The 20,391-nt window shown below is 69.4% G+C and carries 19 protein-coding genes and 1 riboswitch; of the genes, 11 read left to right on the top strand and 8 right to left on the bottom strand.

All coding sequences use genetic code 11. From position 1 onward, the window contains the following. Nucleotides 1-198: 198 nt before the first annotated feature. Nucleotides 199-1,839 carry a gamma-glutamyltransferase family protein gene (locus DIE22_RS09315; protein WP_124604927.1) on the bottom strand — a complete coding sequence of 547 codons (1,641 nt, stop codon included), beginning with the start codon at nucleotides 1,837-1,839 and terminating at the stop codon, nucleotides 199-201. Between the two features lie 223 nt (nucleotides 1,840-2,062). Here DIE22_RS09315 and DIE22_RS09320 point away from each other — a divergent pair, with 223 nt between their 5' ends. Then, nucleotides 2,063-2,842: a DeoR/GlpR family DNA-binding transcription regulator gene (locus DIE22_RS09320; RefSeq protein WP_048025981.1), complete on the top strand. Its 780-nt coding sequence runs from the start codon at nucleotides 2,063-2,065 to the stop codon at nucleotides 2,840-2,842. Between the two features lie 302 nt (nucleotides 2,843-3,144). Further along, nucleotides 3,145-3,342 (top strand): hypothetical protein, encoded by a 198-nt coding sequence (locus DIE22_RS09325; RefSeq protein ID WP_044846784.1) that lies wholly within the window; start codon nucleotides 3,145-3,147, stop codon nucleotides 3,340-3,342. Between the two features lie 90 nt (nucleotides 3,343-3,432). Here the strand turns inward: DIE22_RS09325 and DIE22_RS09330 are convergent, their stop codons facing one another. Further along, nucleotides 3,433-3,801, bottom strand: coding sequence for a hypothetical protein (locus DIE22_RS09330; protein ID WP_185640578.1), 369 nt, complete (start codon nucleotides 3,799-3,801; stop codon nucleotides 3,433-3,435). Between the two features lie 161 nt (nucleotides 3,802-3,962). Between DIE22_RS09330 and glpD the strand changes: the two genes are divergently transcribed. From glpD to DIE22_RS09345, 3 genes are all read left to right on the top strand, one after another. Then, complete coding sequence (gene glpD / locus DIE22_RS09335; RefSeq protein ID WP_124499016.1) at nucleotides 3,963-5,486, top strand: glycerol-3-phosphate dehydrogenase; 1,524 nt, start codon at nucleotides 3,963-3,965, stop codon at nucleotides 5,484-5,486. Nucleotides 5,487-5,591: 105 nt separating this feature from the next. Continuing rightward, entirely contained in the window at nucleotides 5,592-7,094 is a 1,503-nt protein-coding gene (gene glpK, locus DIE22_RS09340) for a glycerol kinase GlpK (RefSeq protein WP_185640579.1), read from the top strand. A 95-nt stretch (nucleotides 7,095-7,189) separates the two neighbouring features. Next, nucleotides 7,190-7,906, top strand: coding sequence for an MIP/aquaporin family protein (locus tag DIE22_RS09345; protein WP_124499014.1), 717 nt, complete (start codon nucleotides 7,190-7,192; stop codon nucleotides 7,904-7,906). A 116-nt stretch (nucleotides 7,907-8,022) separates the two neighbouring features. On the opposite strand, the gene DIE22_RS09350 is transcribed toward DIE22_RS09345, so the two are convergent. Genes DIE22_RS09350 through DIE22_RS09360 form a run of 3 tightly spaced genes read right to left on the bottom strand, consistent with a single transcriptional unit; the run spans nucleotide 8,023 to nucleotide 10,708 of the window. Next, nucleotides 8,023-9,273, bottom strand: a complete 1,251-nt coding sequence (locus tag DIE22_RS09350) for an NAD(P)/FAD-dependent oxidoreductase (RefSeq protein ID WP_124499013.1) — start codon at nucleotides 9,271-9,273, stop codon at nucleotides 8,023-8,025. 4 nt (nucleotides 9,274-9,277) lie between these two features. Continuing rightward, nucleotides 9,278-9,586: a non-heme iron oxygenase ferredoxin subunit gene (locus DIE22_RS09355; RefSeq protein WP_011657860.1), complete on the bottom strand. Its 309-nt coding sequence runs from the start codon at nucleotides 9,584-9,586 to the stop codon at nucleotides 9,278-9,280. Between the two features lie 36 nt (nucleotides 9,587-9,622). Then, on the bottom strand, nucleotides 9,623-10,708 hold the full coding sequence (locus DIE22_RS09360; RefSeq protein WP_185640580.1) for a fatty acid desaturase family protein: 1,086 nt from the start codon (nucleotides 10,706-10,708) through the stop codon (nucleotides 9,623-9,625). A 172-nt stretch (nucleotides 10,709-10,880) separates the two neighbouring features. On the opposite strand from DIE22_RS09360, the gene DIE22_RS09365 reads away from it, so the two are divergent. The 5 genes from DIE22_RS09365 to DIE22_RS09385 all read left to right on the top strand — a co-directional run bounded on the left by DIE22_RS09365 (nucleotide 10,881) and on the right by DIE22_RS09385 (nucleotide 15,895). Beyond that, nucleotides 10,881-11,945, top strand: coding sequence for a LacI family DNA-binding transcriptional regulator (locus DIE22_RS09365; RefSeq protein ID WP_124499011.1), 1,065 nt, complete (start codon nucleotides 10,881-10,883; stop codon nucleotides 11,943-11,945). A 142-nt stretch (nucleotides 11,946-12,087) separates the two neighbouring features. Continuing rightward, the gene (locus DIE22_RS09370) at nucleotides 12,088-13,122 is read left to right on the top strand and encodes a xylose isomerase (RefSeq protein ID WP_124604929.1); all 1,035 of its coding nucleotides are present in this window, start codon (nucleotides 12,088-12,090) and stop codon (nucleotides 13,120-13,122) included. Between the two features lie 36 nt (nucleotides 13,123-13,158). Beyond that, complete coding sequence (locus DIE22_RS09375) at nucleotides 13,159-13,989, top strand: TIM barrel protein (protein WP_124604930.1); 831 nt, start codon at nucleotides 13,159-13,161, stop codon at nucleotides 13,987-13,989. A 71-nt stretch (nucleotides 13,990-14,060) separates the two neighbouring features. Next, a complete protein-coding gene (gene iolG / locus DIE22_RS09380) occupies nucleotides 14,061-15,047 on the top strand; it encodes an inositol 2-dehydrogenase (protein WP_124604931.1) in 987 nt (328 codons plus the stop codon). 161 nt (nucleotides 15,048-15,208) lie between these two features. Beyond that, complete coding sequence (locus DIE22_RS09385; RefSeq protein ID WP_124604932.1) at nucleotides 15,209-15,895, top strand: HAD family phosphatase; 687 nt, start codon at nucleotides 15,209-15,211, stop codon at nucleotides 15,893-15,895. 90 nt (nucleotides 15,896-15,985) lie between these two features. On the opposite strand, the gene ribB is transcribed toward DIE22_RS09385, so the two are convergent. The 3 genes from ribB to DIE22_RS09400 form a co-directional block, all read right to left on the bottom strand. Further along, complete coding sequence (ribB, locus tag DIE22_RS09390) at nucleotides 15,986-16,696, bottom strand: 3,4-dihydroxy-2-butanone-4-phosphate synthase (protein WP_124499006.1); 711 nt, start codon at nucleotides 16,694-16,696, stop codon at nucleotides 15,986-15,988. Nucleotides 16,697-16,814: 118 nt separating this feature from the next. Then, nucleotides 16,815-16,963, bottom strand: a riboswitch (FMN riboswitch). Between the two features lie 194 nt (nucleotides 16,964-17,157). Further along, on the bottom strand, nucleotides 17,158-17,841 hold the full coding sequence (locus DIE22_RS09395; RefSeq protein ID WP_124499005.1) for a helix-turn-helix domain-containing protein: 684 nt from the start codon (nucleotides 17,839-17,841) through the stop codon (nucleotides 17,158-17,160). Nucleotides 17,842-18,063: 222 nt separating this feature from the next. Further along, nucleotides 18,064-19,239 (bottom strand): MFS transporter, encoded by a 1,176-nt coding sequence (locus DIE22_RS09400; protein ID WP_124604933.1) that lies wholly within the window; start codon nucleotides 19,237-19,239, stop codon nucleotides 18,064-18,066. Between the two features lie 150 nt (nucleotides 19,240-19,389). Between DIE22_RS09400 and DIE22_RS09405 the strand changes: the two genes are divergently transcribed. Next, nucleotides 19,390-20,322 (top strand): LysR family transcriptional regulator, encoded by a 933-nt coding sequence (locus DIE22_RS09405; RefSeq protein ID WP_124499003.1) that lies wholly within the window; start codon nucleotides 19,390-19,392, stop codon nucleotides 20,320-20,322. The last annotated feature ends 69 nt before the right edge of the window (nucleotides 20,323-20,391 follow it).

The raw sequence follows: 20,391 nt of genomic DNA on the forward strand, positions 1-20,391 counted from the left end.
TGCTGGCATCTTAGCCGGACTTTTATGTTCGTGCTTCAGGCACTGACCATGCCTGACAGGCGCAGTTCCGTTGCGCATGTTGCGGTTCATTAGATGAGTTGTTCGAACCGGTTGCGCGCGCACGGCGGCCTGCGCCGCCTCGAACGAAAACGGGCGGCCGTTCGGCCGCCCGTCGAGCGCAAGACTGGAAGCGATCCGTCAGAAACCGGCGGCGAGACCGTCGCGCCGGCTGTCGCTCGCGGCCACATAGCCGCGGTCGGGATCGTCGGGATCGAGGCGCCATACGAACTGCCCGGAACCGAAATCCATGTAGGGATCGTCGATCGACTGGATCGTATGGCCGCGCGCGGCGAGCGCCCCGACCGTCTCGCGATTCATCGTCGCCTCGACGTCGAGCGTGAAGTCGCGATTGACCTTCCAGCGCGGCGCGTCGCAGGCGGCCTGCGGCTGCTGTCCGTAGCCGAGCATCCGGACGATGGTCTGCAGGTGGCCCTGCGGCTGCATGTCGCCGCCCATCACGCCGAAGCTCATCACGGCCTCGGTGCGGCCGTTGACTTCCTCGGTAACGAACGCGGGAATGATCGTATGGAACGGCCGCTTGCCGCCCGCGACAACGTTCGGCGACGCAGGGTCCATCGAGAAGCCGTGCCCGCGGTTCTGCAACGCAATGCCCGTACCGGGCACGACGAGACCCGAACCGAAGCCCATGTAGTTCGACTGGATGAAGCTCACCATCATCCCGCGCTCGTCCGCCGCCGACAGGTAGATCGTGCCGCCCGAATGCGGCCGGCCGGCAGCGAAGTGCGTCGCGCGCGTGCGGTCGATCAGCTTCGCGCGTTCCGCGAGATACGCGTCGTCGAGCATCTGTTCGGGCGTCAGATCCATCGCGCGCGGATCGGCGACGTAGCGATAGACGTCCGCGAACGCGAGCTTCATCGCCTCGATCTGCAGGTGCTGCGAGTCGACCGAATCGACGGGCCATTCAGTCACGCCCGCCTGCTCGGCGATCCCGAGCGCGATCAGCGCGGCGATACCCTGCCCGTTCGGCGGGATCTCGTGAATCGTATGGCGGCCGAAACGCTTGCCGATCGGCTCGACCCATTCCGGCCGGTACGCGCGCAGGTCGGCTTCGGTCAGCGCGCCGCCGCCTTCGCGCGCGAACGCTGCGAGCTGCCCGGCGAGCGCGCCCTCGTAGAATGCGCGCGCACCTTCCTTCGCGAGCGTGCGCAGCGTCCGCGCGTGGCCCGGCAGGCACATGCGTTCGCCGACGAGCGGCGCGCGCCCGCGCGGCATGAAGGTGTCGGCGAAGCCCGGCAGCCCCTGCAGCTCGGGCACCGCGGCCGCCCACTTGTGCGCGACGATCGGCGGCACCGCATAGCCGCGCTCGGCGAGCTCGATCGCCGGCTCGAGCAGGTCCGCGAACGGCAGCGAACCGAACTTCGCATGCAGCGCTTCCCAGCCCGCGATCACGCCCGGCACCGTGACGGTGTCCCAGCCGCGCGTCGGCTTGTTCGCGATGCCGTGCGCGTCCTCGCCGTGGCGCTTGCGGAAGTAGTCCGGGTTCCACGCGGCCGGCGCGACGCCCGACGCATTCAGACCGGACAGCCGCTCGCCGTCCCATACGAGCGCGAATGCATCGCCGCCGAGCCCGCACGACACGGGCTCGACCACCGTGATCGCGGCCGCGGCGGCCAGCGCCGCATCGACGGCATTGCCGCCCTTCCACAGCATCCGCAGCCCGGCCTGCGCGGCGAGCGGGTGCGACGTCGACACGACGTTGCGCGCGAACACCGGAATGCGGGTCGTCGGATACGGGTTGTGCCAGTTGAAGCCAGTCATCGGGTCCCCCTCGTCGAAAGCTGAATGAACGCGCCGGACGCGCGATCGGCGTGCGCGGACAGTCCGCCATTGCAGCGCGATCCGCGCGATCGCACAAATTCATTTGTCACATGAATACATGCACTTTTCGCATGAATTCCGGGTGGTGCGACGCCGCAGGCCGGTCGAACGCCCTTCCCGCCCTTACAATACCGGCTCCGCCTCACGATCCGACCGCCCAGCCATGACCCGAGATCCCCGCCTCACCCTCAACGCGCGCCAGCAGGAATTGCTCGAATGGGTGCAGCGCGACGGCTTCGTGACCGTCGACGATCTCGCCGCGCACTTCGCGGTCACGCCGCAGACGATCCGCCGCGACGTGAACTGGCTCGCCGACCTGAACCTGCTGCGCCGCTACCACGGCGGCGCGAGCCTGCCGACCAGCTCCGAGAACGTGTCGTACACCGCGCGCCAGCGGATGTTCCACGACGAGAAGCGGCGCATCGCCGCGCTGGCGGCGTCGCACATCCCCGACCAGGCGTCGCTCTTCATCAACCTCGGCACGACGACCGAGGAAGTCGCGCGCGCGCTGAACCGCCATCACGGGCTGCACGTGATCACGAACAACCTGAACGTCGCGTCGATGATGAGCGGCTACCCCGACTGCGAGGTGCTGATCACGGGCGGCATCGTGCGGCCGTGGGACAAGGGCATCGTCGGCGAACTCGCGATCGACTTCATCCGCCAGTTCAAGGTCGACTACGCGATCATCGGCACGTCGGCGATCGAGGCCGACGGCACGCTGCGCGACTTCGACACGCGCGAGGTGCGCGTGGCCGAGGCGATCATGCAGCATGCGCGCACGGTCTACCTCGTCGCCGACCATTCGAAGGTCGGCCGCCCGGCGCTGGTGCGCCAGGGGCACCTGAGCCAGGTCCATGCGCTCTTCACCGACAAGCCGCTGCCGCCGGAGATGGCCGACGCGGTGGCCGCCGCGGGCACCCAGGTGTACGTCGCGGAATAACGCTTGCGATGCTGCACCGCACCTGAAACTTCAAGTGAAATCAAGAAGTTGGCGCGCCGGCCGAACCGCTTGCGGCGCCCGTGCCTGTCAAACTGAAAATTAACGGGGCACGATTTGTCGTTGCGCGCGCGCTCGACTAGACTCCAGTTCCCCGGCCCGTTCGCACGATCCGCCCGTGCCAAGGCGTGTGCGAATTCCAAGGCCGGCCAATACAGCTTTCCCCCCAAGCCATACCCCGCGGGGTATCGCGCAGCGGCGCTGGCGCCGGCTGCGCGGGCAAACCGATTGCCATGGAGAGAACGATGCTGAGTCCGCATGAATTCGCCACGCTACTGCTTGTGAAGGACGCCCCCGATCACGGCGACATGGATCGCGATGAACTCGACGCGCTGCTCGAACAGCAGCTCGTGCGGCTGGAAGGACTGGGATCGGGACGCAAATACTGCGTGACCGAAACCGGCGACGCCGCGTTGCGATCCATCAAATGCCGCTATTCCTGAAGTCCCCGCTGTTCCTGACCTGGGCGCGCCGGCCGGATTCCCGGCCGTGCCGCTTCTTCCGCTTCTCCCGCCTCCCGCAGCGCTCCGGCGTCAGCCGCCGCGCAGCGTCGGATCGACCGCGGCCCGCCAGCTGACGGCCTGCGCGCGTGCGCCGTTGAAATACGCGACCCAGCCGGCACGCCCTGCCGCGTCGGGCGCCGCATAGTGCGTCGAAAGTTCGTTTACGAACGTGCAATAGTTCGCTTGCGTGAGCCCGCGGTACCGTTTCGCCACGTACGCGTCGTACAGCGTCGAATAGACCGGCTGCGCGTCCGCGCCCCAGTCGCGCGCGGTGCCGCCGCACGACGTCTGCAGGTCGACGAACGACGGCGCACGCCAGTTGCCGGCTAGCGGCGGCGTGCCGGCGCCGCACCCTGCCAGCACGACGGCGCACGCGCCGGCCCACATCCCAATACGCATGACTCACCTCGCGAAACGGTCGATTCCGCCAGTATCGTCCGGGATCGCGCCGCGCGCTACTGGCCCCGCTTATTCGAACTTTACTTTTTCGATTTCGTTCGTTAAATTTCGAATTCGAACATTTCATGTTCGCCCATTTCCATCAGACATAAGGACAGCAGGTGACCCAACCGAATCGCTACGATCTGCTCGTCGTCGGCGGCGGCATCAACGGCGCGGGCATCGCGCGCGATGCGGCCGGCCGCGGCCTGTCGGTCCTGCTCTGCGAGCAGGACGACCTCGCGTCGCACACGTCGTCGTGCAGCACGAAGCTGATTCACGGCGGCCTGCGCTATCTCGAGTACAACGAATTCGGGCTCGTCCGCAAGGCACTCCAGGAGCGCGAGACGCTGCTGCGCGCGGCACCGCACATCATGTGGCCGCTGCGCTTCGTGATGCCGCACATGCCGAACCTGCGGCCGGCCTGGCTGATCCGCATCGGCCTGTTCCTCTACGATCACCTCGCGAAACGCGAACTGCTGCCCGGCTCGCGCGGCATCGACATGCGCCGCCATGCGGCCGGCACGCCGCTGATCGACTCGATCAAGCGCGGCTTCGTGTATTCGGACGGCTGGGTCGACGACGCGCGCCTCGTCGTGCTGAACGCGCTCGATGCGAAGGAGCGCGGCGCCGAGATCCTCACGCGCACGAAGCTCGTATCCGCCGAACGCCACGACGGCGAATGGGAAGCGCGGCTGCAGCACGCGGACGGCTCGATCCGCGTCGTCCGCGCGCGCGCGGTCGCGAACGCGGCCGGCCCGTGGGTCGGCGACGTGCTGCACGGCGCGCTCGGCCGCGGCGCGCAGCACAGCGTGCGGCTCGTGAAGGGCAGCCACATCGTCACGCGGCGCCTGTTCGATCACGATCACGCATACATCTTCCAGAACCCGGACAAGCGGATCATCTTCGCGATTCCGTACGAGCACGACTTCACGCTGATCGGCACGACCGACGTCGAATACACAAACGATCCCGCGAAGGTCGCGATCGATCGCGACGAGACGCAGTACCTGTGCGATTCGATCAACCGCTACTTCAAGCGCAAGATCTCGCCGGCCGACGTGCACTGGACCTATTCGGGCGTGCGCCCGCTGCTGGAAGACGAGAACGCCGCGAACGCCTCGGCCGTCACGCGCGACTACCGCCTCGAGCTGGACGACGGCGCGGGCGCCCCGCTGCTGTCGGTGTTCGGCGGCAAGATCACGACCTTCCGCAAGCTCGCGGAAGAAGCCGGCGACCTGCTGTGCCGCGCGCTCGGCCGCGACGCGAACACCTGGACGGCCGGCGCGCCGCTGCCGGGCGGCGACATCGCGAACGCGAAGTTCGACGTGTTCGCCGACGCGTTCGCGAAGCGCCATCCGTGGCTGCCCGCCGCGCTCGCGCGCCGCTATGCGCGGGCGTATGGCACGCGCGCGGAACGCGTGGTCGACGGCGCGACGTCGCTCGCCGACCTCGGCACCGAGATCGCGCCGGGCATCCACGACGCCGAACTGCGCTACCTGCGCGACGTCGAATGGGCGACCTGCGCGCAGGACGTGCTGTGGCGCCGCTCGAAGCTCGGCCTGCACGTCGCGCCAGGCACGCTCGACGCGGTGACGGCCGCGGTCGACGCGTGGTTCGCGGCCGTGCACGCGCCGCACGCGTGATCCGTTTGCAGTTGCAGTTGCCTGACCGACGTTGATTCACCGACGTGCCGCGTAACATGCGGCGCGCATCACAACTACGCCAATCCACGGATGGAGATGAGAGACATGCAGGATCAGTACATCCTCGCGCTTGACCAGGGCACCACGAGTTCCCGCGCAATGCTGTTCGATCGCCAGGGCAACATCGTTTCGATCGCCCAGAAGGAATTCGAACAGATCTACCCGCAACCCGGCTGGGTCGAGCACGACCCGCAGGAAATCTGGTCGACGCAAGCCGGCGTCGCCGCCGAAGCGGTCACGCGCACCGGCCTGAACGGCACGTCGATCGCCGCGATCGGCATCACCAACCAGCGCGAGACGACGATCGTCTGGGATCGCGAGACGGGCCAGCCCGTCTACAACGCGATCGTGTGGCAGGACCGCCGCACCGCCGACTTCTGCGATTCGCTGAAGAAGCAGGGCCTCGAGGCGAAGGTGCGCGCGAAGACCGGCCTGCCGATCGATTCGTACTTCTCCGCGACCAAGATCCGCTGGATCCTCGACAACGTGCCGGGCGCGCGCGACAAGGCGCGCCAGGGCAAGCTCGCGTTCGGCACCGTCGACAGCTGGCTCGTGTGGAACTTCACGAAGCACGAGCTGCACGTGACCGACGTGACGAACGCTTCGCGCACGATGCTGTTCAACATCCACACGCGCGAGTGGGACAGCGAGCTGCTCGAACTGCTCGACATCCCGCGCAGCATGCTGCCGGACGTGAAGGCGTCGTCGGAAATCTACGGCCACACGAAAACCACGGTGTTCGCATCGAAGATCCCGCTCGCGGGCATCGCGGGCGACCAGCACGCGGCGCTGTTCGGCCAGATGTGCACGACGTCGGGGATGGTGAAGAACACCTACGGCACCGGCTGCTTCCTGATGATGAACACCGGCGACAAGCCGATCGAGTCGAAGAACAACCTCGTCACGACGATCGCGTGGCAGATCGGCGACGACGTGCAGTACGCGCTCGAAGGCAGCATCTTCATCGCGGGCGCGGTCGTGCAGTGGCTGCGCGACGGCCTCGGCATCATCAAGACGGCCGCCGAAATCGAAGCGCTCGCCGCGAGCGTGCCGCATACCGACGGCGTCTATCTCGTGCCGGCGTTCGCGGGCCTCGGCGCGCCGCACTGGAATGCACGGGCGCGCGGTTCGGTGTTCGGCGTCACGCGCGGCACGACGTCCGCGCACCTCGCGCGCGCGGCGCTCGACGCGATCGCCTACCAGTCGCTCGACGTGCTGGCCGCGATGGAAGCCGACTCGGGGATCAGCATCGGCGAGCTGCGCGTCGACGGCGGCGCGAGCGCGAACAACCTGCTGATGCAGTTCCAGGCCGACCTGCTCGGCGTCGACGCGGTGCGTCCGCAGATCACCGAGACGACCGCGCTCGGCGCGGCCTACCTCGCGGGCCTCGCGATCGGCTACTGGAAGAACCTCGACGAAGTGCGCAGCCAGTGGCAGCTCGAGCGCCGCTTCACGCCGTCGATGCAGAAGGAGCAGGTCGAGCGCTGCATGGCCGGCTGGCAGCGCGCGGTGCGCGCCGCCAAGGCGTGGGCCGACGACGCACAGTAACCACCGCAGTCGTCACCCCAAGAAATCCGGACGAAATACAACAATACCGGCGGACCGCGCGACGCGCGAGTCCGCCGTCATCTACGAGAGACAACATGTCACCTTATATTGCGGAATTCATCGGCACCGCCATCCTCGTGCTGCTCGGCAACGGCGCGGTCGCCAACGTGCTGCTCGCGAAGACCAAGGGCAAGGGCGCGGACCTGATCGTGATCGTGATGGGCTGGGCGATGGCGGTGTTCGTCGCCGTCTACGTGACCGCGTCGTTCAGCGGCGCGCACCTGAACCCGATCGTCACGATCAGCCTCGCGCTCGCGGGCAAGTTCGCGTGGGCGAAGGTCGGCGGCTACATCGTCGCGCAGATGCTCGGCGGGATGGCAGGTGCGTTGCTCGTGTGGCTCGCCTATCGCCAGCACTTCGCGAAGGAAGTCGACGCGGACCTGAAGCTCGCGGTGTTCTGCACGGCGCCCGCGATCCGCAGCACCACGCACAACGTGCTGACCGAAGCGATCTGCACGTTCGTGCTGATCCTCGGCGTGCTGTACCTCGCGTCGCCGCAGGTCGGCCTCGGCGCGCTCGACGCGCTGCCCGTCGGCCTGCTCGTGCTCGGCATCGGCATCTCGCTCGGTGGCCCGACCGGCTATGCGATGAGCCCGGCGCGCGACCTGTCGCCGCGCCTGATGCACGCGCTGCTGCCGATCCCCGGCAAACGCGACAGCGACTGGCGCTATGCATGGGTGCCGGTGATCGGCCCGCTGCTCGGCGGCGCCGCGGCGGCCGGCCTGTATCTGCGCCTGCACGCGATGGCCTGATCGCGGTTTCACGCGCGTTCGGGCTCGAGCGCGCGGCAGCCGCTGCCGCGCGCTTCCGATCGCCCCCCTCCTCCCGCTTCGCACGGCCGCCGCCGCGCCGGCACCGCACGCTGCCGCTAGCGATCGCCCGCGGCCGACACCAGCGACTTCAGCTTCACACCCGCATCCGCGACCGCGGCCGGGCTCACGCCGATCCCGCGCTCGACCAGCATGCGCGCGACGCGCATCTCCTTGACGAATCCCGACGCACGGCCGAAGCCGCTCGCCGCGACGAGCCGCTCGCCTGCATCGAAGTGGAAATGGATCTCGGCGTCGTCGCCGAGCACGCGCGCGACCGTCCGCTCGCCGAGCGCCGGTTCGCCGGCCACCTGCAGCTGCGCGTCGTATTGATCGGACCAGAACCACGGCATCTCGCGATACGGTTCGTCCGCGCCGAGCATGTTGCGTGCGGCGACGCGCGCCTGCGTTTCCGCGCCGTGCCAGGTTTCCTGACGCACGAGCCGCCCCGACGATCCGCTCGGGAACACCGCGACGTCGCCGGCCGCATAGATGCCGCGCGCCGACGTCTCGAGCCGTGTGTTCACGACGATCCCGCGCTCGACGACGAGGCCCGCGTCGCGCGCCAGCTCGTCGGCCGGCTCGATCCCGATGCCGGCGACCACCGTATCGGCGATCAGCGTGTCGCCGTCGTCGAGCACGACGGCCAGCGCGCCGTCCGGCGTCCGCTCGATCGCGACGGGCCGGCGGCCCAGGCCGATTGCGACGCCGCGCTGCACATGCAGCGCATGCACGCGCGCCGCGATCGCCTCCGGCACCGCGCGCCCGAGCAGACGCGGCGCCGCATCGAGCACGCTCACGCGGCAGCCGCGCGAGCGCGCCGACGCCGCGACCTCGAGACCGATGAAGCCGCCGCCGATCAGCACGACCCGCGCATCGGGCACGAGCCGCGCGCCGAGCGCCGCCGCATCGTCGAGCGTGCGCAATGCGAATACGCCGTCGAGTTCCGCGCCGGGAATCGCCAGACGGCGCGCGCGGCCGCCGGTCGCGAGCAATAGCGCGTCGTAGGCGAATCCACGGCCGCCCGATACATGCACCTCGCGCGCAACCGGATCGATCCGCTCGACCGTCGCGACGATCGGCTCGATGTCGTCCGCGCGCCACGCATCCGGATCGCGCAGCCCGCATTGCGCGGCGCTGCGTTCGCCGGTCAGCACGCCCTTCGACAACGGCGGCCGCTCGTACGGCAGGTGCGCCTCCGCGCCGATCAGCACGATGCGCCCGCGCCAGCCGCCCTCGCGCAGCACCTGCGCCGCGCGGCCGCCCGCATGGCCCGCGCCGACGATGGCCATCACCCGGTCGTTCGCCATCGCGTCACACCTCGATCAGGATGCGGCCGTCCTCGACCTTCGCGCGGTAGGTGCGCAGCTTCTCGCAGGCCGGCGCCGACAGTGCCCGGCCGTCGCGCACGTCGAAGCGCCCGTTGTGCTTCGGACATTCGATCACGTGGTCGATCACGAGCCCGTCCGCGAGATGCACGTGCTCGTGCGTGCACAGCCCGTCGCTCGCATACACGTTCCCGTCGATCCGGTAGATCGCGTACGTGCGGCCGTCGTGGTCGAAGCGGGCAACGTCCTCATCGTCGATGTCGTCGAGGGCGCCGGTGTCGATCCATTGCGTCATGATGCGTGTCTCCTTCGTTGAAATGTTCGATGCCGGTCATGCACGCGCCGTGTCCGGCACCGGCCGCACGACGTGATGGGACGGGTCGCGCGTCTGCCGCACCAGCGCCGGCACGATCTCCGCATACGCGGCCAGCGTGCTGCGGTACGGCGGCGGCATGTCGGCCTTCACGGCGTCATAGAGCTTCGGCAGCGCGTGGAACGGCACCATCGGGAACATGTGGTGTTCGACGTGGTAGTTCATGTTCCAGTACAGGAAGCGGAACACCGGATTCATCATCACGGTCCGGCAGTTGCGCCGGTGGTCGAGCACGTTCTCGGGCATGCCCGCGTGCTGCGTGAGGCCGAAGTACAGGTACAGCCACGCGCCGTACAGGCTCGGCAGCCCGATGTAGAGCAGCGGCAGGATCGTGTGCCAGACCAGCGCCGCACCGATCACGAGTGCATGAACGGTCAGATGAATGCGTGCCTCGCGCACGGCCTTGGGCCACTCCGATTCGGGCACGTAGGTGCGTTCCTCGTCGTCGAGACGGCCGGCGAACGCGAGCACGACCATCTTGCGCAGCTCGCTCGTCACGTGCTTGAGCGCAATCACGTTCAGCGCGAGCCCGAGCCAGTCGGTCGGCTTCGGTGCGGCGATTTCCGGGTCGCGCCCGACCACGAGCGTGTCGGTGTGATGGCGCGCGTGGCTCCAGCGCCATACCGTCGCGCGGCGGAATACCTGGAACGACGCGAGCTGGTACAGCACGTCGTTCATCCAGCGCGTGCGAAACGCGGTGCCGTGCCCGCATTCGTGCCAGCGCGAGTCGGCCGGGCTGCAGTAGAGCGTGCCGTATACGAGGAACGCGGGAATCGCCCACGCGGAATGCGCACGCCATGCGAGCCACGCGAGCACGCCGCTCGCGACGATCGCCGCGTACCAGATCAGCGTGTCGCGGATCGCACGCGCGTCGTCGCGCTGCATCAGCTGCTTCATCAGCGGCCGCGGCACCGGGCACCGGTACCACTCGGCGTTGACGAGCCCCGCCGCCCGCGCACGCTCGCCGGCGCCGCCGATCATCCGGTATTCCTGACGGCGCGCCGCCGCGGTGCGATCGTGCGCCTGGTCGTCCGTGTGGGCCACTTGTGTCTCCTGGTTGTTCGTGTGCGGGAAGCGCGGCGAGCGCTTCGTCATGCACTCAAAATTAGGCGACGGCCATGGCCCGCTCAATCGAAACGTTGACGAAATTTCGCCATCGCTTTAGCGTTCCGGACAGCGCCACGTACCGATGGCGGCGACACATCTGGAGACGACCATGACCGACCCGTCCGGTCCGCGCTGGCGCAAGCGCACCGCACGCTTCGACGAGATCGCGGCGCTTGCCGGGGTCAGCACGACCACCGTCGACCGCGTGCTGAACGAGCGCGGCAGCGTGTCCGCGCAGGCGCGCGAACGCGTGGTGGCGGCCGCACGCCAGCTCGGCGTGCCGCGCCAGTTGCCCGACACGCGGCACGGGCTGCTCCACGTCGACGTGCTGCTGCCGGACACCGACGCGCCGTTCTTCCGGCGGCTGCAGCAGGCGCTGCAGCGCTCGCTGCAGATGCTCGACCGGCGCGTGGTGGTGCACCGGACCATCCTGCCCGCCGCCGACGACGAGCGCGCCGCCGCGCTGATCGAACGACCCGCCTACCGGCGCGCGGCGCTGATCGTCACCGCGCGCGACACGCCGCGCGTGCGCGACGCGCTGGCCGGCGCGATCGCGCGCGGCGAAACCGTCGTCACGATGGTCACCGACATCGGCGGCGTCGCCCGCGTGCACTACGCGGGCATCGACAATTACCGCGCCGGGCGCACGGCCGGCTATTACATCGGCCGCCTCGCGGCGCGCCCCGGCCGCGTGCTGCTGCTGGGTGGACGCATGGGCTACCGCGCGCACGCCGACCGGATGGCCGGCTGCGTCGACCAGCTGAAGGAGGCGTTCACCGCCCTGGGCTGCGACGACGCGCCGGTCGAAACGCTCGACCAGGACGACCGCTGCTACCGCGCGGTCACGAACGCGCTGCACACGCACGACGATATCGTCGGGATCTACAACAGCGGCGCTGGCTCGGCCGGCATCGAGGCGGCGCTGCGCAAGGCGGGCGCGGCCGGACGCGTCGTCTGGGTCGGGCACGAGATGATCGACCTGCACCGCACCTACATCGAGGCCGGCTCGATGGACATCGCGATCGACCAGGATCCCGACGGCCAGGCGATTTCCGCGCTGCAGCATGTGCTGCATGCGTGCGGCATCGTCGAACAGCCGCCGCCCGGCGACCCCGTCGAGTTCCGCGTGTTCTGCTCGGCCAACGTGCGCACCAGCGCGTACCTGCAGGCCTGACGCCCGCCGCGCATCGCACGGATGCGCGGCGCAAGAAAATCGACCGCCGCGTTGGCGATTTTTCGTCAACGTTTGTCATGCCGCCCGCGCGGCACGTCCGTACATTTGACAGCCATCCAGAGACCAGCACGGACGGGAGACCATGGCTGAAGCGATCCTCATCGGCGTCAACCTCGACGGCGTGCTCGAACACGACGGCCTGCCGCTGCCCACGCCCGCCGAGCGGTTCCGGATGATCGCCGGCGCCGGCGTGTTCGACTACGTCGAGAAGAACCCGGCGCGCGGCGAGGACCTCGAGCCGTATTTCGCGCTGGTCGACCGGCATGCGCTGCCGATTCGCGTGATCGGCGGCATCTGGTGCGCCGGCCGCGACGAAGCGCACGTCGACGAGATCATCGACGCCGGCGCGCGGTTCGGCAGCACGGTGCTCAACTGCCAGGTATACGCGCACCACGCCGACGGCCATCCGCTGTCGGACCACGAAGTCGCCGACTTCTACTTGCGCGCGTACGAACGCGGCGAGCCGGTCGGCTGCCTGCCGAGCCTCGAAGTGCACGTCGACATGTGGAGCGAGGATTTCACGCGCATCGCGCGCGTCGCGCAGCTTGTCGAACAGGCCGGCGCACCGTTCCGGATCACGCTCGATCATTCGCACCTGCTGTTCAAGATCGACAATCGCGCCGAACTCGACGCGTCGGGCCTGCACGAGCCGGCCGACAGCGCGCGCCGCCTGCTCGACCCGGCGTCGCAGTCGGCCGTCTACGCCGACTGGATCGCGCGCGGCTGGGTCCGGCACGCGCATGCGCGCAGCGTGATTCCGAACAATCCGGAGAACCGCTGGATGCGCCGCGCTAACGGCCGGCCGGGCCGCGGAATCCAGTACCCGTTCGTCGAACCGGCGCCGGGCGCCTATCACGGCGAATGGCGCGCGGCGCCGCTCGACACGTGGAAGACGGCGCTGCGGCACCTGCTGCAGTGGCAGGTTCATGCGCGGCCGACACGCCTGGAGCAGATCAGCTGCGAGTTCATCCCGTTTCCGGACTACGGCGGCGGCGCCCGCTATTCGATCTTCGACAACAACGCCGCGTGCGCGCAGTGGCTGCGCGACACGTGGCGCACGCTCGCCGCGGCAACGGCGGATGCACCGGCCGACGCCACGGCACGCGAACTCACGTAATTCAGCCCCGCCCCACTCGACACCTGAGGAAGCACGATGACGCAACAGGCATTCCACTTTTCGCTGAACCGGATGAGCGCGCCGCGCCTGCCGCTCGACCGCTATGTCGCGCTGTGCCGGCGGCTCGGGGTCGACACGATCGAGATCCGCAACGATCTCGACGGCGTCGAGATCACCGACGGCACGCCGGCTTCGGCCGTGCGCGCGACGGCCGAAGCCGGCGGCGTGACGATCCTGACGATCAACGCGCTGCAGCGCTTCGAGCAATGGAATGCCGAGCGCGCGGACGAAGCGACCGAGCTGGCCGATTACGCGGCGCAATGCGGCGCGCGTGCGCTGGTGCTGTGCCCGACCAACCGCCGCGACGACGCGCGCGACGCCGATGCGCGCCATGCGGATCTCGTGCAAGCGCTGAAGGCGCTGAAACCGGTCCTCGAAGCGCGCGGCCTGCTCGGCTTCATCGAACCGCTCGGCTTCGAGGAGTGCGCGTTGCGCCGCAAGTCGGACGCGGTGAAGGGCATCTACGCCGCGGCCGGTGAGCAGGTATTCCGGCTCGTGCACGACACGTTCCACCATCACCTGTCGGGCGAGGACATCTTCTTCCCGAACCTGACGGGCCTCGTGCACATCTCGGGCGTCGAGGAGAGCGACCTGCCGGTCGACCGGATGCGCGACGGCCATCGTGTGCTGGTCGGCGGCGCCGACCGGCTCGGCAACATCCGGCAGTTGCGCGAACTGCTCGCGCGCGGCTACCGCGGCGCGTTCTCGTTCGAGCCGTTCGCGAGCGAAATCGCCGAAGCCGACGACATCGAGCACCTGCTGCGGGCCAGCATCGACTACGTGCGCGGCGAACTGGCCGATCGCTGAGCGCCGCCGCGGCGCGCGGCCGACACGGGCCGCGTGCCGGCGAAACACAACGGAATCAACAGGAGAACGGAATGATCGAATTCGCTTTGTTCGGCGCGGGCAGAATCGGGAAGATCCATGCGGCGAATCTGGCGCGCCACCCGGGCGCGAAACTCAAGTACGTGATCGACCGGCATGCGCCGTCGGCCGACGCGCTCGCGCATGCGCACGGCGCGCAGGCCGCCGACATCGAGCGCGCGCTCGGTGATGCGTCCGTGCAGGCCGTCGTGATCGCGTCGAGCACCGATACGCACGCGGACCTGATCGTCGCGGCGGCGAACGCGGGCAAGGCCGTGTTCTGCGAGAAGCCGGTCGACCTGAGCGTCGCGCGCTCGCGCGAATGCGCGGAGGTCGTGCGCCGCCGCGGCGTGACCTGCATGATCGGCTTCCAGCGCCGCTTCGACCCGACCTTCGCCGCGCTGAAGGCGCGCGTCGAGCGCGGCGACATCGGCGCCCCGGAAATGCTGGTCGTCACGAGCCGCGACCCCGGCGCACCGCCCGTCGACTACATCCGCAGCTCGGGCGGCATCTTCAAGGACATGCTGATCCACGACTTCGACGTGTTCCGCTGGATTCTCGGCGACGAAGCGCAGACGCTGCACGCGACCGGCAGCTGCCTGACCGACCCGGCCGTGCGCGACGCCGGCGACATCGATTCGACCGCCGTGACGATCCGCACGCGGCGCGGCCTGCTGTGCCAGATCAACACGTCGCGCCGCGCGGCGTACGGTTACGACCAGCGCTTCGAGCTGCTCGGCAGCAACGGGATGCTGCAGGCCGGCAACGTGCGGCCGACCGAAGTGACCGCGTGGTCGGCGAACGGCATCGCCACCGACGTGCCGGAGCCGTTCTTCCTCGAGCGCTACCGGCACGCGTACGCGGCCGAGATCGCGCACTTCGTCGATGCGCTGCGCGACGGCACGCCGGTCAGGACGACGATCGACGACGGGGTCGCCGCACTCGAGCTGGCTCAGGCCGCGATGACGTCGTGGCAGACGGGGCGCGTGGTCGAGGTGTGACGCGCGCGCCGGCGCCGGCACCGGCGCGCGGCCGCCGTGTGGCAAGGCGGGACCGGCCCGGCCGCGCAAGCGGGCACGCCTGAACGGCGCGCGGCGCAGCCGCGAAAGCACGTATCATGGCGGGATGATCGGCGTCGCCGACACCCCGCTTCTTCACCACCATGCTCGATCACCTTATCTGCGACTGCGACGGCGTACTCGTCGACAGCGAAGTCATTGCCGACCGCGTGCTGTTCGAGACGCTGTCCGCCACCTTCCCGCACCTCGATTTCGAAGACGCCGCGAAGTCCGCGTTCGGCCAGCAGACGTCACGCTTTCTCGCCGGGCTCGAAGCCCGCTTCGGGATCGCGATGCCCGACAACTTCATCGAGACCATCGAGCACAACATCGAGACCGCGCTCGCGCAATCGCTCGCACCGATCACCGGCGTGCGCGACGCGCTGCTGAGGGTCGGCCTGCCGGCCGCGGTGGTATCGAACAGCCGGCTCGTGCGCGTGCGCAGTTCGCTGAAGCGCGCAGCGCTCACCGAAATCTTCGGCGATCGCGTGTTCAGCGCCGAGCAGGTCGCGCGGCCGAAGCCCTACCCGGACGTGTACCTGCATGCGGCGAACACGCTCGGCGTCGCGCCGGCGCGCTGCATCGTCGTCGAGGACAGCGTGTCGGGCCTGAACGCCGCGCGCGCGGCGGGCATGAAGACGGTCGCGTTCGTCGGCGCGAGCCACATCCCCGACAATTACGCGGACGCGCTGCGCGCGATGGGCATCACGCGGATCATGCGCAGGATGGACGAACTGCCGGCGCTCGTCGCGGCCGGCCTGCGCGGCGAATTCGGCGACGTGCAGTCCTGACGGACGGCCGCACCGGATCGACATGACCGGCGTGCGGCTCGATGCGCACGCCGTACCGCGGGCGCATCGGCGCACCCGCTGCATCGGCTGTCAGGCCGGTTCGCAGCAGCGCTCGCGCGCGGCCGCCAGCGCCTCGCGGAATTCGACGAGTTCCGCGATCGTCAGCATCGGCAGCCCGTGCTGCTGCGCGAAACGCTCGACGTCGTCGCCGCGCGTCATCGTGCCGTCCGGATTCATCAGCTCGCACAGCACGCCGGCCGGCTTCAGGCCCGCGAGGATCGACAGATCGACCGTCCCTTCGGTGTGACCGCGGCGCGCCAGCACGCCGCCCGGTTGCGCACGCAGCGGAAACACGTGGCCGGGGCGCACGATGTCGTACGGCTTCGCGTCGTCGGCGATCGCCGCGCGGATCGTCGTCACGCGATCAGCCGCGGACACGCCGGTATGCACGCCTTCGCGTGCCTCGATCGACACGGTGAACGCGGTGCCGTTGCGGCTCTCGTTGGTCTGCACCATCGGCGGCAGCTCGAGCGCGCGCACCCGCTCGTCGGTCAGGCACAGGCACACGATGCCGCTGCACTCGCGGATCAGGAGCGCCATCGTCTCGGGCGTGATGCGTTCGGCGGCGACGATCAGGTCGGCCTCGTTTTCACGGTCGTGATCGTCCTGCAACACGACCGCGCGGCCCGCGCGCAGCGCGTCGAGCGCGGCGGCGATGCGCGGCGGCACCGGTTCGGAATCGAGCAACGGAAGATCGGCAAAGGCGTCGGCGGGGGCCGACGAAGCGGACATGAAGGACATGTGAAACGCTCCTCGCAATGATGATTTGGGCGAAAAACGTTTCAGGGCATTGCAAACAGACAGAACGACAACCCGCTTCGCACGCATGGCAAAGCGGCCCTGACGGACATGACTATCTGCACATCTTCTCTCATCCGGACTGTGACCGTCGGCTCTGGCATTCGACCAGATCTGCTGACCCCGCGCGGATGCGCGGGCGCTCGCGGGCTCGCCGGCTTACGCCAGCCTACCGCCGGTGGGGAATTTCGCCCCGCCCTGAAGACGCACTGATTGCCGGCCGGGATCTGTCCCGGCACCGGCGGGCCAAGCATACATCAGCTGCGCGCGCCGCGCAGCGAACCACATCTAAAACCTTACTGACGACTCCGTCTAACGGCATCGTCCGAACGGCCGACCCCTGGCCTGCGCGCCTGCCTTGAACGGCACCGGCACCGGCGCCGGCCGGGCGACGCAACCTGCGCTCAGCCGGCCGCGTGCGCGGCATCGGGCACGAGCCAGCGCGGCGGCACCTCGGGGCTCACCGTCACGCGGAACGCGCGCGCCTCGCTGTCGCCCGGGTTGCGCAGGCTGTATGGCTGGTCGGCGTCGAACACGATCGCATCGCCGGTGGCGAGCAGCTGGCGGCGATCGTGCACGCTGACTTCGAGCGTGCCCTCGCTGACGACCAGGTTGACCGTCGTGCCGGGCGCGCGGCGCGCGCCGGGCTCCGTGTGCAGCGGCGCGATCCGCAGCTCGTGGAATTCGGCCGCGGCCGGCTCGCCTTCCGGATACAGCGCACGCGCCGAGAAGCGGCCGTTCGAGCTGACGACGCGTGCCGCGCGCTCGGCCGCCAGGTGCTCGAAGCCGTTCACCGCGTGGCGCCGCAGGAACGCGGCGACCGACACCTTCAGCGCCGCGGCGATCTTGCAGAGCACCTTGATCGACGGCACGCTGCGCGCGGATTCGATCTGCGCGAGCATCGCGCGCGATACGCCGGACAGCCGCGCCAGCGCATCGAGCGACAGCTGCCGCTCGGCGCGCAGGCGCGCGAGGTTCACGCCGACGACCTGCTCGAGGACGTCGAGCGACGCGGACGTCCGCGCGCCGGCGGCCTCGCCGGACTCGAAGGAAGACACGTCGCGCACCAGCGCCAGGGGTGAAGACATAGCATGGCCTCCGGGCCGCCGTGCGGCCCTGCGAATGGGGTAAGCCGGAACCGGAATCGGGTTGCGCCACGAACGGCGCGTATCGAGACGCTATCACCCGGCCCAGACCCGGCAAACGAAGTTATCTTCACACCGTTATCAGCATCGCGGAGGAATGCGTTTCTCGCGAACCTTTTCCTGTCGCCATGGCGTCGGCGCACCGCCGCTCGACGCACCGCTTGCCTACCGTGCCGCCGGTGCCGCGCCGCGCGCCGGCGCGCGCGCATCGAGCCGCATCGCGAGCCACGTGACGACGAGCGCCGCGAACGTCACCGCGACGGCGACCCACGGCAGCGCGTCGAGCGTGAAGCCGTGCTCCAGCGCGAGGCCGCCGAGCCACGCGCCGCCCGCATTGCCGACGTTGAACGCGCCGATGTTCAGCGTCGACGCGAGATGCGGCGCGCTCGCGGCCTTCTCGACGACGCGCGCCTGCAACGGCGGCACCGTCGCGAACGCGGCGATCCCCCACACGAACACCGTCACCGCGGCCGCGACCGGCAGGTGGCTCGTCTTCGCGAATACGGCCATCACCGCCATCAGCGCGACCAGGATCGCGATCAGCGACGGCATCAGCGCGCGGTCGGCGAGCTTGCCGCCGAGCGTGTTGCCGACCGTCAGCCCGGCGCCGAACAGCACGAGGATCAGCGCGACCGCGCGCGGCGCATAGCCGGTGACGGTTTCGAGGATCGGCGCGATGTACGTGAACACGACGAACACGCCGCCGAAGCCGAGCACGGTCATCAGCAGCGCGAGCCACACCTGCGGCTCCTTCAGCACGCGCACTTCGTGGCCGAGGCCGACGGGCCCGCTGTCGTGGCGGTTCGGCACCAGCAGCGCGACGCCGCCCAGCGACAGCACGCCGAGCGCGGCGACGATCCAGAACGACGCGCGCCAGCCGAGCAGCTGGCCGACGAACGTGCCGAACGGCACGCCGAGCACGTTCGACAGCGTGAGGCCCGTGAACATCAGCGCGATCGCGCTCGCGCGCTTGTCGGCCGGCACGAGCGACGCGGCGACCACCGCGCCGATGCCGAAGAACGAGCCGTGCGCGAACGACGTGACGACGCGCGCGACCATCAGCATCGCGTAGCCGGACGCGCTCGCGCACAGCACGTTGCCGACGATGAAGATCGCCATCAGCAGCTGCAGCGCGGCCTTGCGCGGCATGCGGCTCGTCAGCACCGCGAGCAGCGGCGCGCCGACGGCGACGCCGAGCGCATAGCCCGTGACCAGCAGGCCGGCCGACGGCAGCGACACGGCGAGGTCGTGCGCGACTTCGGGCAGCAGGCCCATGATGATGAATTCGGTGGTGCCGATGGCGAAGGCGCTGATCGCGAGCGCCAGTAACGGAATGGGCATGACGTTCTCCGGAAGGCGGCGGCGGACGCGGCGCCCGCTCGGTGCCGCACCGCACAAAAAGGCGGGATGTGCGCGCATTGTCCCGAATACGCCTATCTTTGATAATTGGCGTGGCATTTGAACCATTTTCAAAAAATTCTGGAAAATCCGATGGATCGACTGGGCGACATCCGGCTGTTCGTCGAGGCGGCGGAACTGGGCAGCCTGTCCGCGGCCGGGCGCAAGCTGAGCCTCACGCCGGCCGCCGCCAGCGCGCGCCTCGCGAAGCTCGAGGCGAAGGTCGCGACGCGGCTGTTCGAGCGCTCGACGCGGCAGCTGCGGCTCACCGACGAAGGCCGGCTCTACCTGAACTGCTGCCGGCAGGCGCTGCAGGCGCTCGACGACGCGCACGCGCTGCTGCAGGAAGGCCGCAACGTGGTGGCCGGCAAGGTGCGGCTGTCGTCGACGTCCGATTTCGGCCGCAACCAGCTGCTCGACTGGCTCGACGAATTCACCACGCTGCATCCGGGCGTCACGTTCTCGCTGACGGCGTCCGACTCGTCGTCGAACCTGTGGCAGGACGAGATCGACCTCGCGATCCGCTTCGCCGCGCCGCCCGACGGCGCGCTGATCGCGCGCCGGCTCGCCGCGAACCGGCGCGTGCTGTGCGCGGCGCCGTCGTTCGTCGAGCGCCACGGCGTGCCGGCCGATCCGCATGATCTGGCCCGCTTTCCCTGCAACGTGATCACGATCGCGTCCGGCCCGATGAACACGTGGCGCTTCACGCGCGGCGACGCAATGCAGACCCACACGGTGCCGGTGTCGACCGCGTTCGAGACCAACGACGGCGGCCTCACCCGCGAATGGACGCTGCGCGGCCACGGCATCGCGCTGAAGTCGCTGTGGGACATCGCCGACGACGTGCGCGCCGGCCGGCTGCGCGTGCTGCTGCCCGACTGGCGGCACCAGGACGCGCCGCTGCATGCGATCTATCACAGCAAGCGCTACATGGCGCCGCGCGTGCGCGTGCTGCTCGACTTCCTCGCCGAACGGTTCGCGCGCGAGGAAGCGGCGCTCGACGATCTGCTGAACGCGTGCCGCTGACGGTTGTCGCGCCGCCATGTCGGGGTCGGAGCACGACGCGCGACGTCGCGCGACTGCAACCCGCCGGCC

This window comes from Burkholderia sp. Bp9142, assembly GCF_003853415.1.
Taxonomy (GTDB): Bacteria; Pseudomonadota; Gammaproteobacteria; order Burkholderiales; family Burkholderiaceae; genus Burkholderia.

Bases quoted from the DNA above. Each gene is read 5' to 3' on its own strand.
- DIE22_RS09315 (WP_124604927.1), bottom strand. From the start codon at position 1,839: ATGACTGGCTTCAACTGGCACAACCCGTATCCGACGACCCGCATTCCG.
- DIE22_RS09320 (WP_048025981.1), top strand. From the start codon at position 2,063: ATGACCCGAGATCCCCGCCTCACCCTCAACGCGCGCCAGCAGGAATTG.
- DIE22_RS09325 (WP_044846784.1), top strand. From the start codon at position 3,145: ATGCTGAGTCCGCATGAATTCGCCACGCTACTGCTTGTGAAGGACGCC.
- DIE22_RS09330 (WP_185640578.1), bottom strand. From the start codon at position 3,801: ATGCGTATTGGGATGTGGGCCGGCGCGTGCGCCGTCGTGCTGGCAGGG.
- glpK (WP_185640579.1), top strand. From the start codon at position 5,592: ATGCAGGATCAGTACATCCTCGCGCTTGACCAGGGCACCACGAGTTCC.
- DIE22_RS09345 (WP_124499014.1), top strand. From the start codon at position 7,190: ATGTCACCTTATATTGCGGAATTCATCGGCACCGCCATCCTCGTGCTG.
- DIE22_RS09350 (WP_124499013.1), bottom strand. From the start codon at position 9,273: ATGGCGAACGACCGGGTGATGGCCATCGTCGGCGCGGGCCATGCGGGC.
- DIE22_RS09355 (WP_011657860.1), bottom strand. From the start codon at position 9,586: ATGACGCAATGGATCGACACCGGCGCCCTCGACGACATCGACGATGAG.
- DIE22_RS09365 (WP_124499011.1), top strand. From the start codon at position 10,881: ATGACCGACCCGTCCGGTCCGCGCTGGCGCAAGCGCACCGCACGCTTC.
- DIE22_RS09370 (WP_124604929.1), top strand. From the start codon at position 12,088: ATGGCTGAAGCGATCCTCATCGGCGTCAACCTCGACGGCGTGCTCGAA.
- DIE22_RS09375 (WP_124604930.1), top strand. From the start codon at position 13,159: ATGACGCAACAGGCATTCCACTTTTCGCTGAACCGGATGAGCGCGCCG.
- iolG (WP_124604931.1), top strand. From the start codon at position 14,061: ATGATCGAATTCGCTTTGTTCGGCGCGGGCAGAATCGGGAAGATCCAT.
- DIE22_RS09385 (WP_124604932.1), top strand. From the start codon at position 15,209: ATGCTCGATCACCTTATCTGCGACTGCGACGGCGTACTCGTCGACAGC.
- ribB (WP_124499006.1), bottom strand. From the start codon at position 16,696: ATGTCCTTCATGTCCGCTTCGTCGGCCCCCGCCGACGCCTTTGCCGAT.
- DIE22_RS09395 (WP_124499005.1), bottom strand. From the start codon at position 17,841: ATGTCTTCACCCCTGGCGCTGGTGCGCGACGTGTCTTCCTTCGAGTCC.
- DIE22_RS09400 (WP_124604933.1), bottom strand. From the start codon at position 19,239: ATGCCCATTCCGTTACTGGCGCTCGCGATCAGCGCCTTCGCCATCGGC.
- DIE22_RS09405 (WP_124499003.1), top strand. From the start codon at position 19,390: ATGGATCGACTGGGCGACATCCGGCTGTTCGTCGAGGCGGCGGAACTG.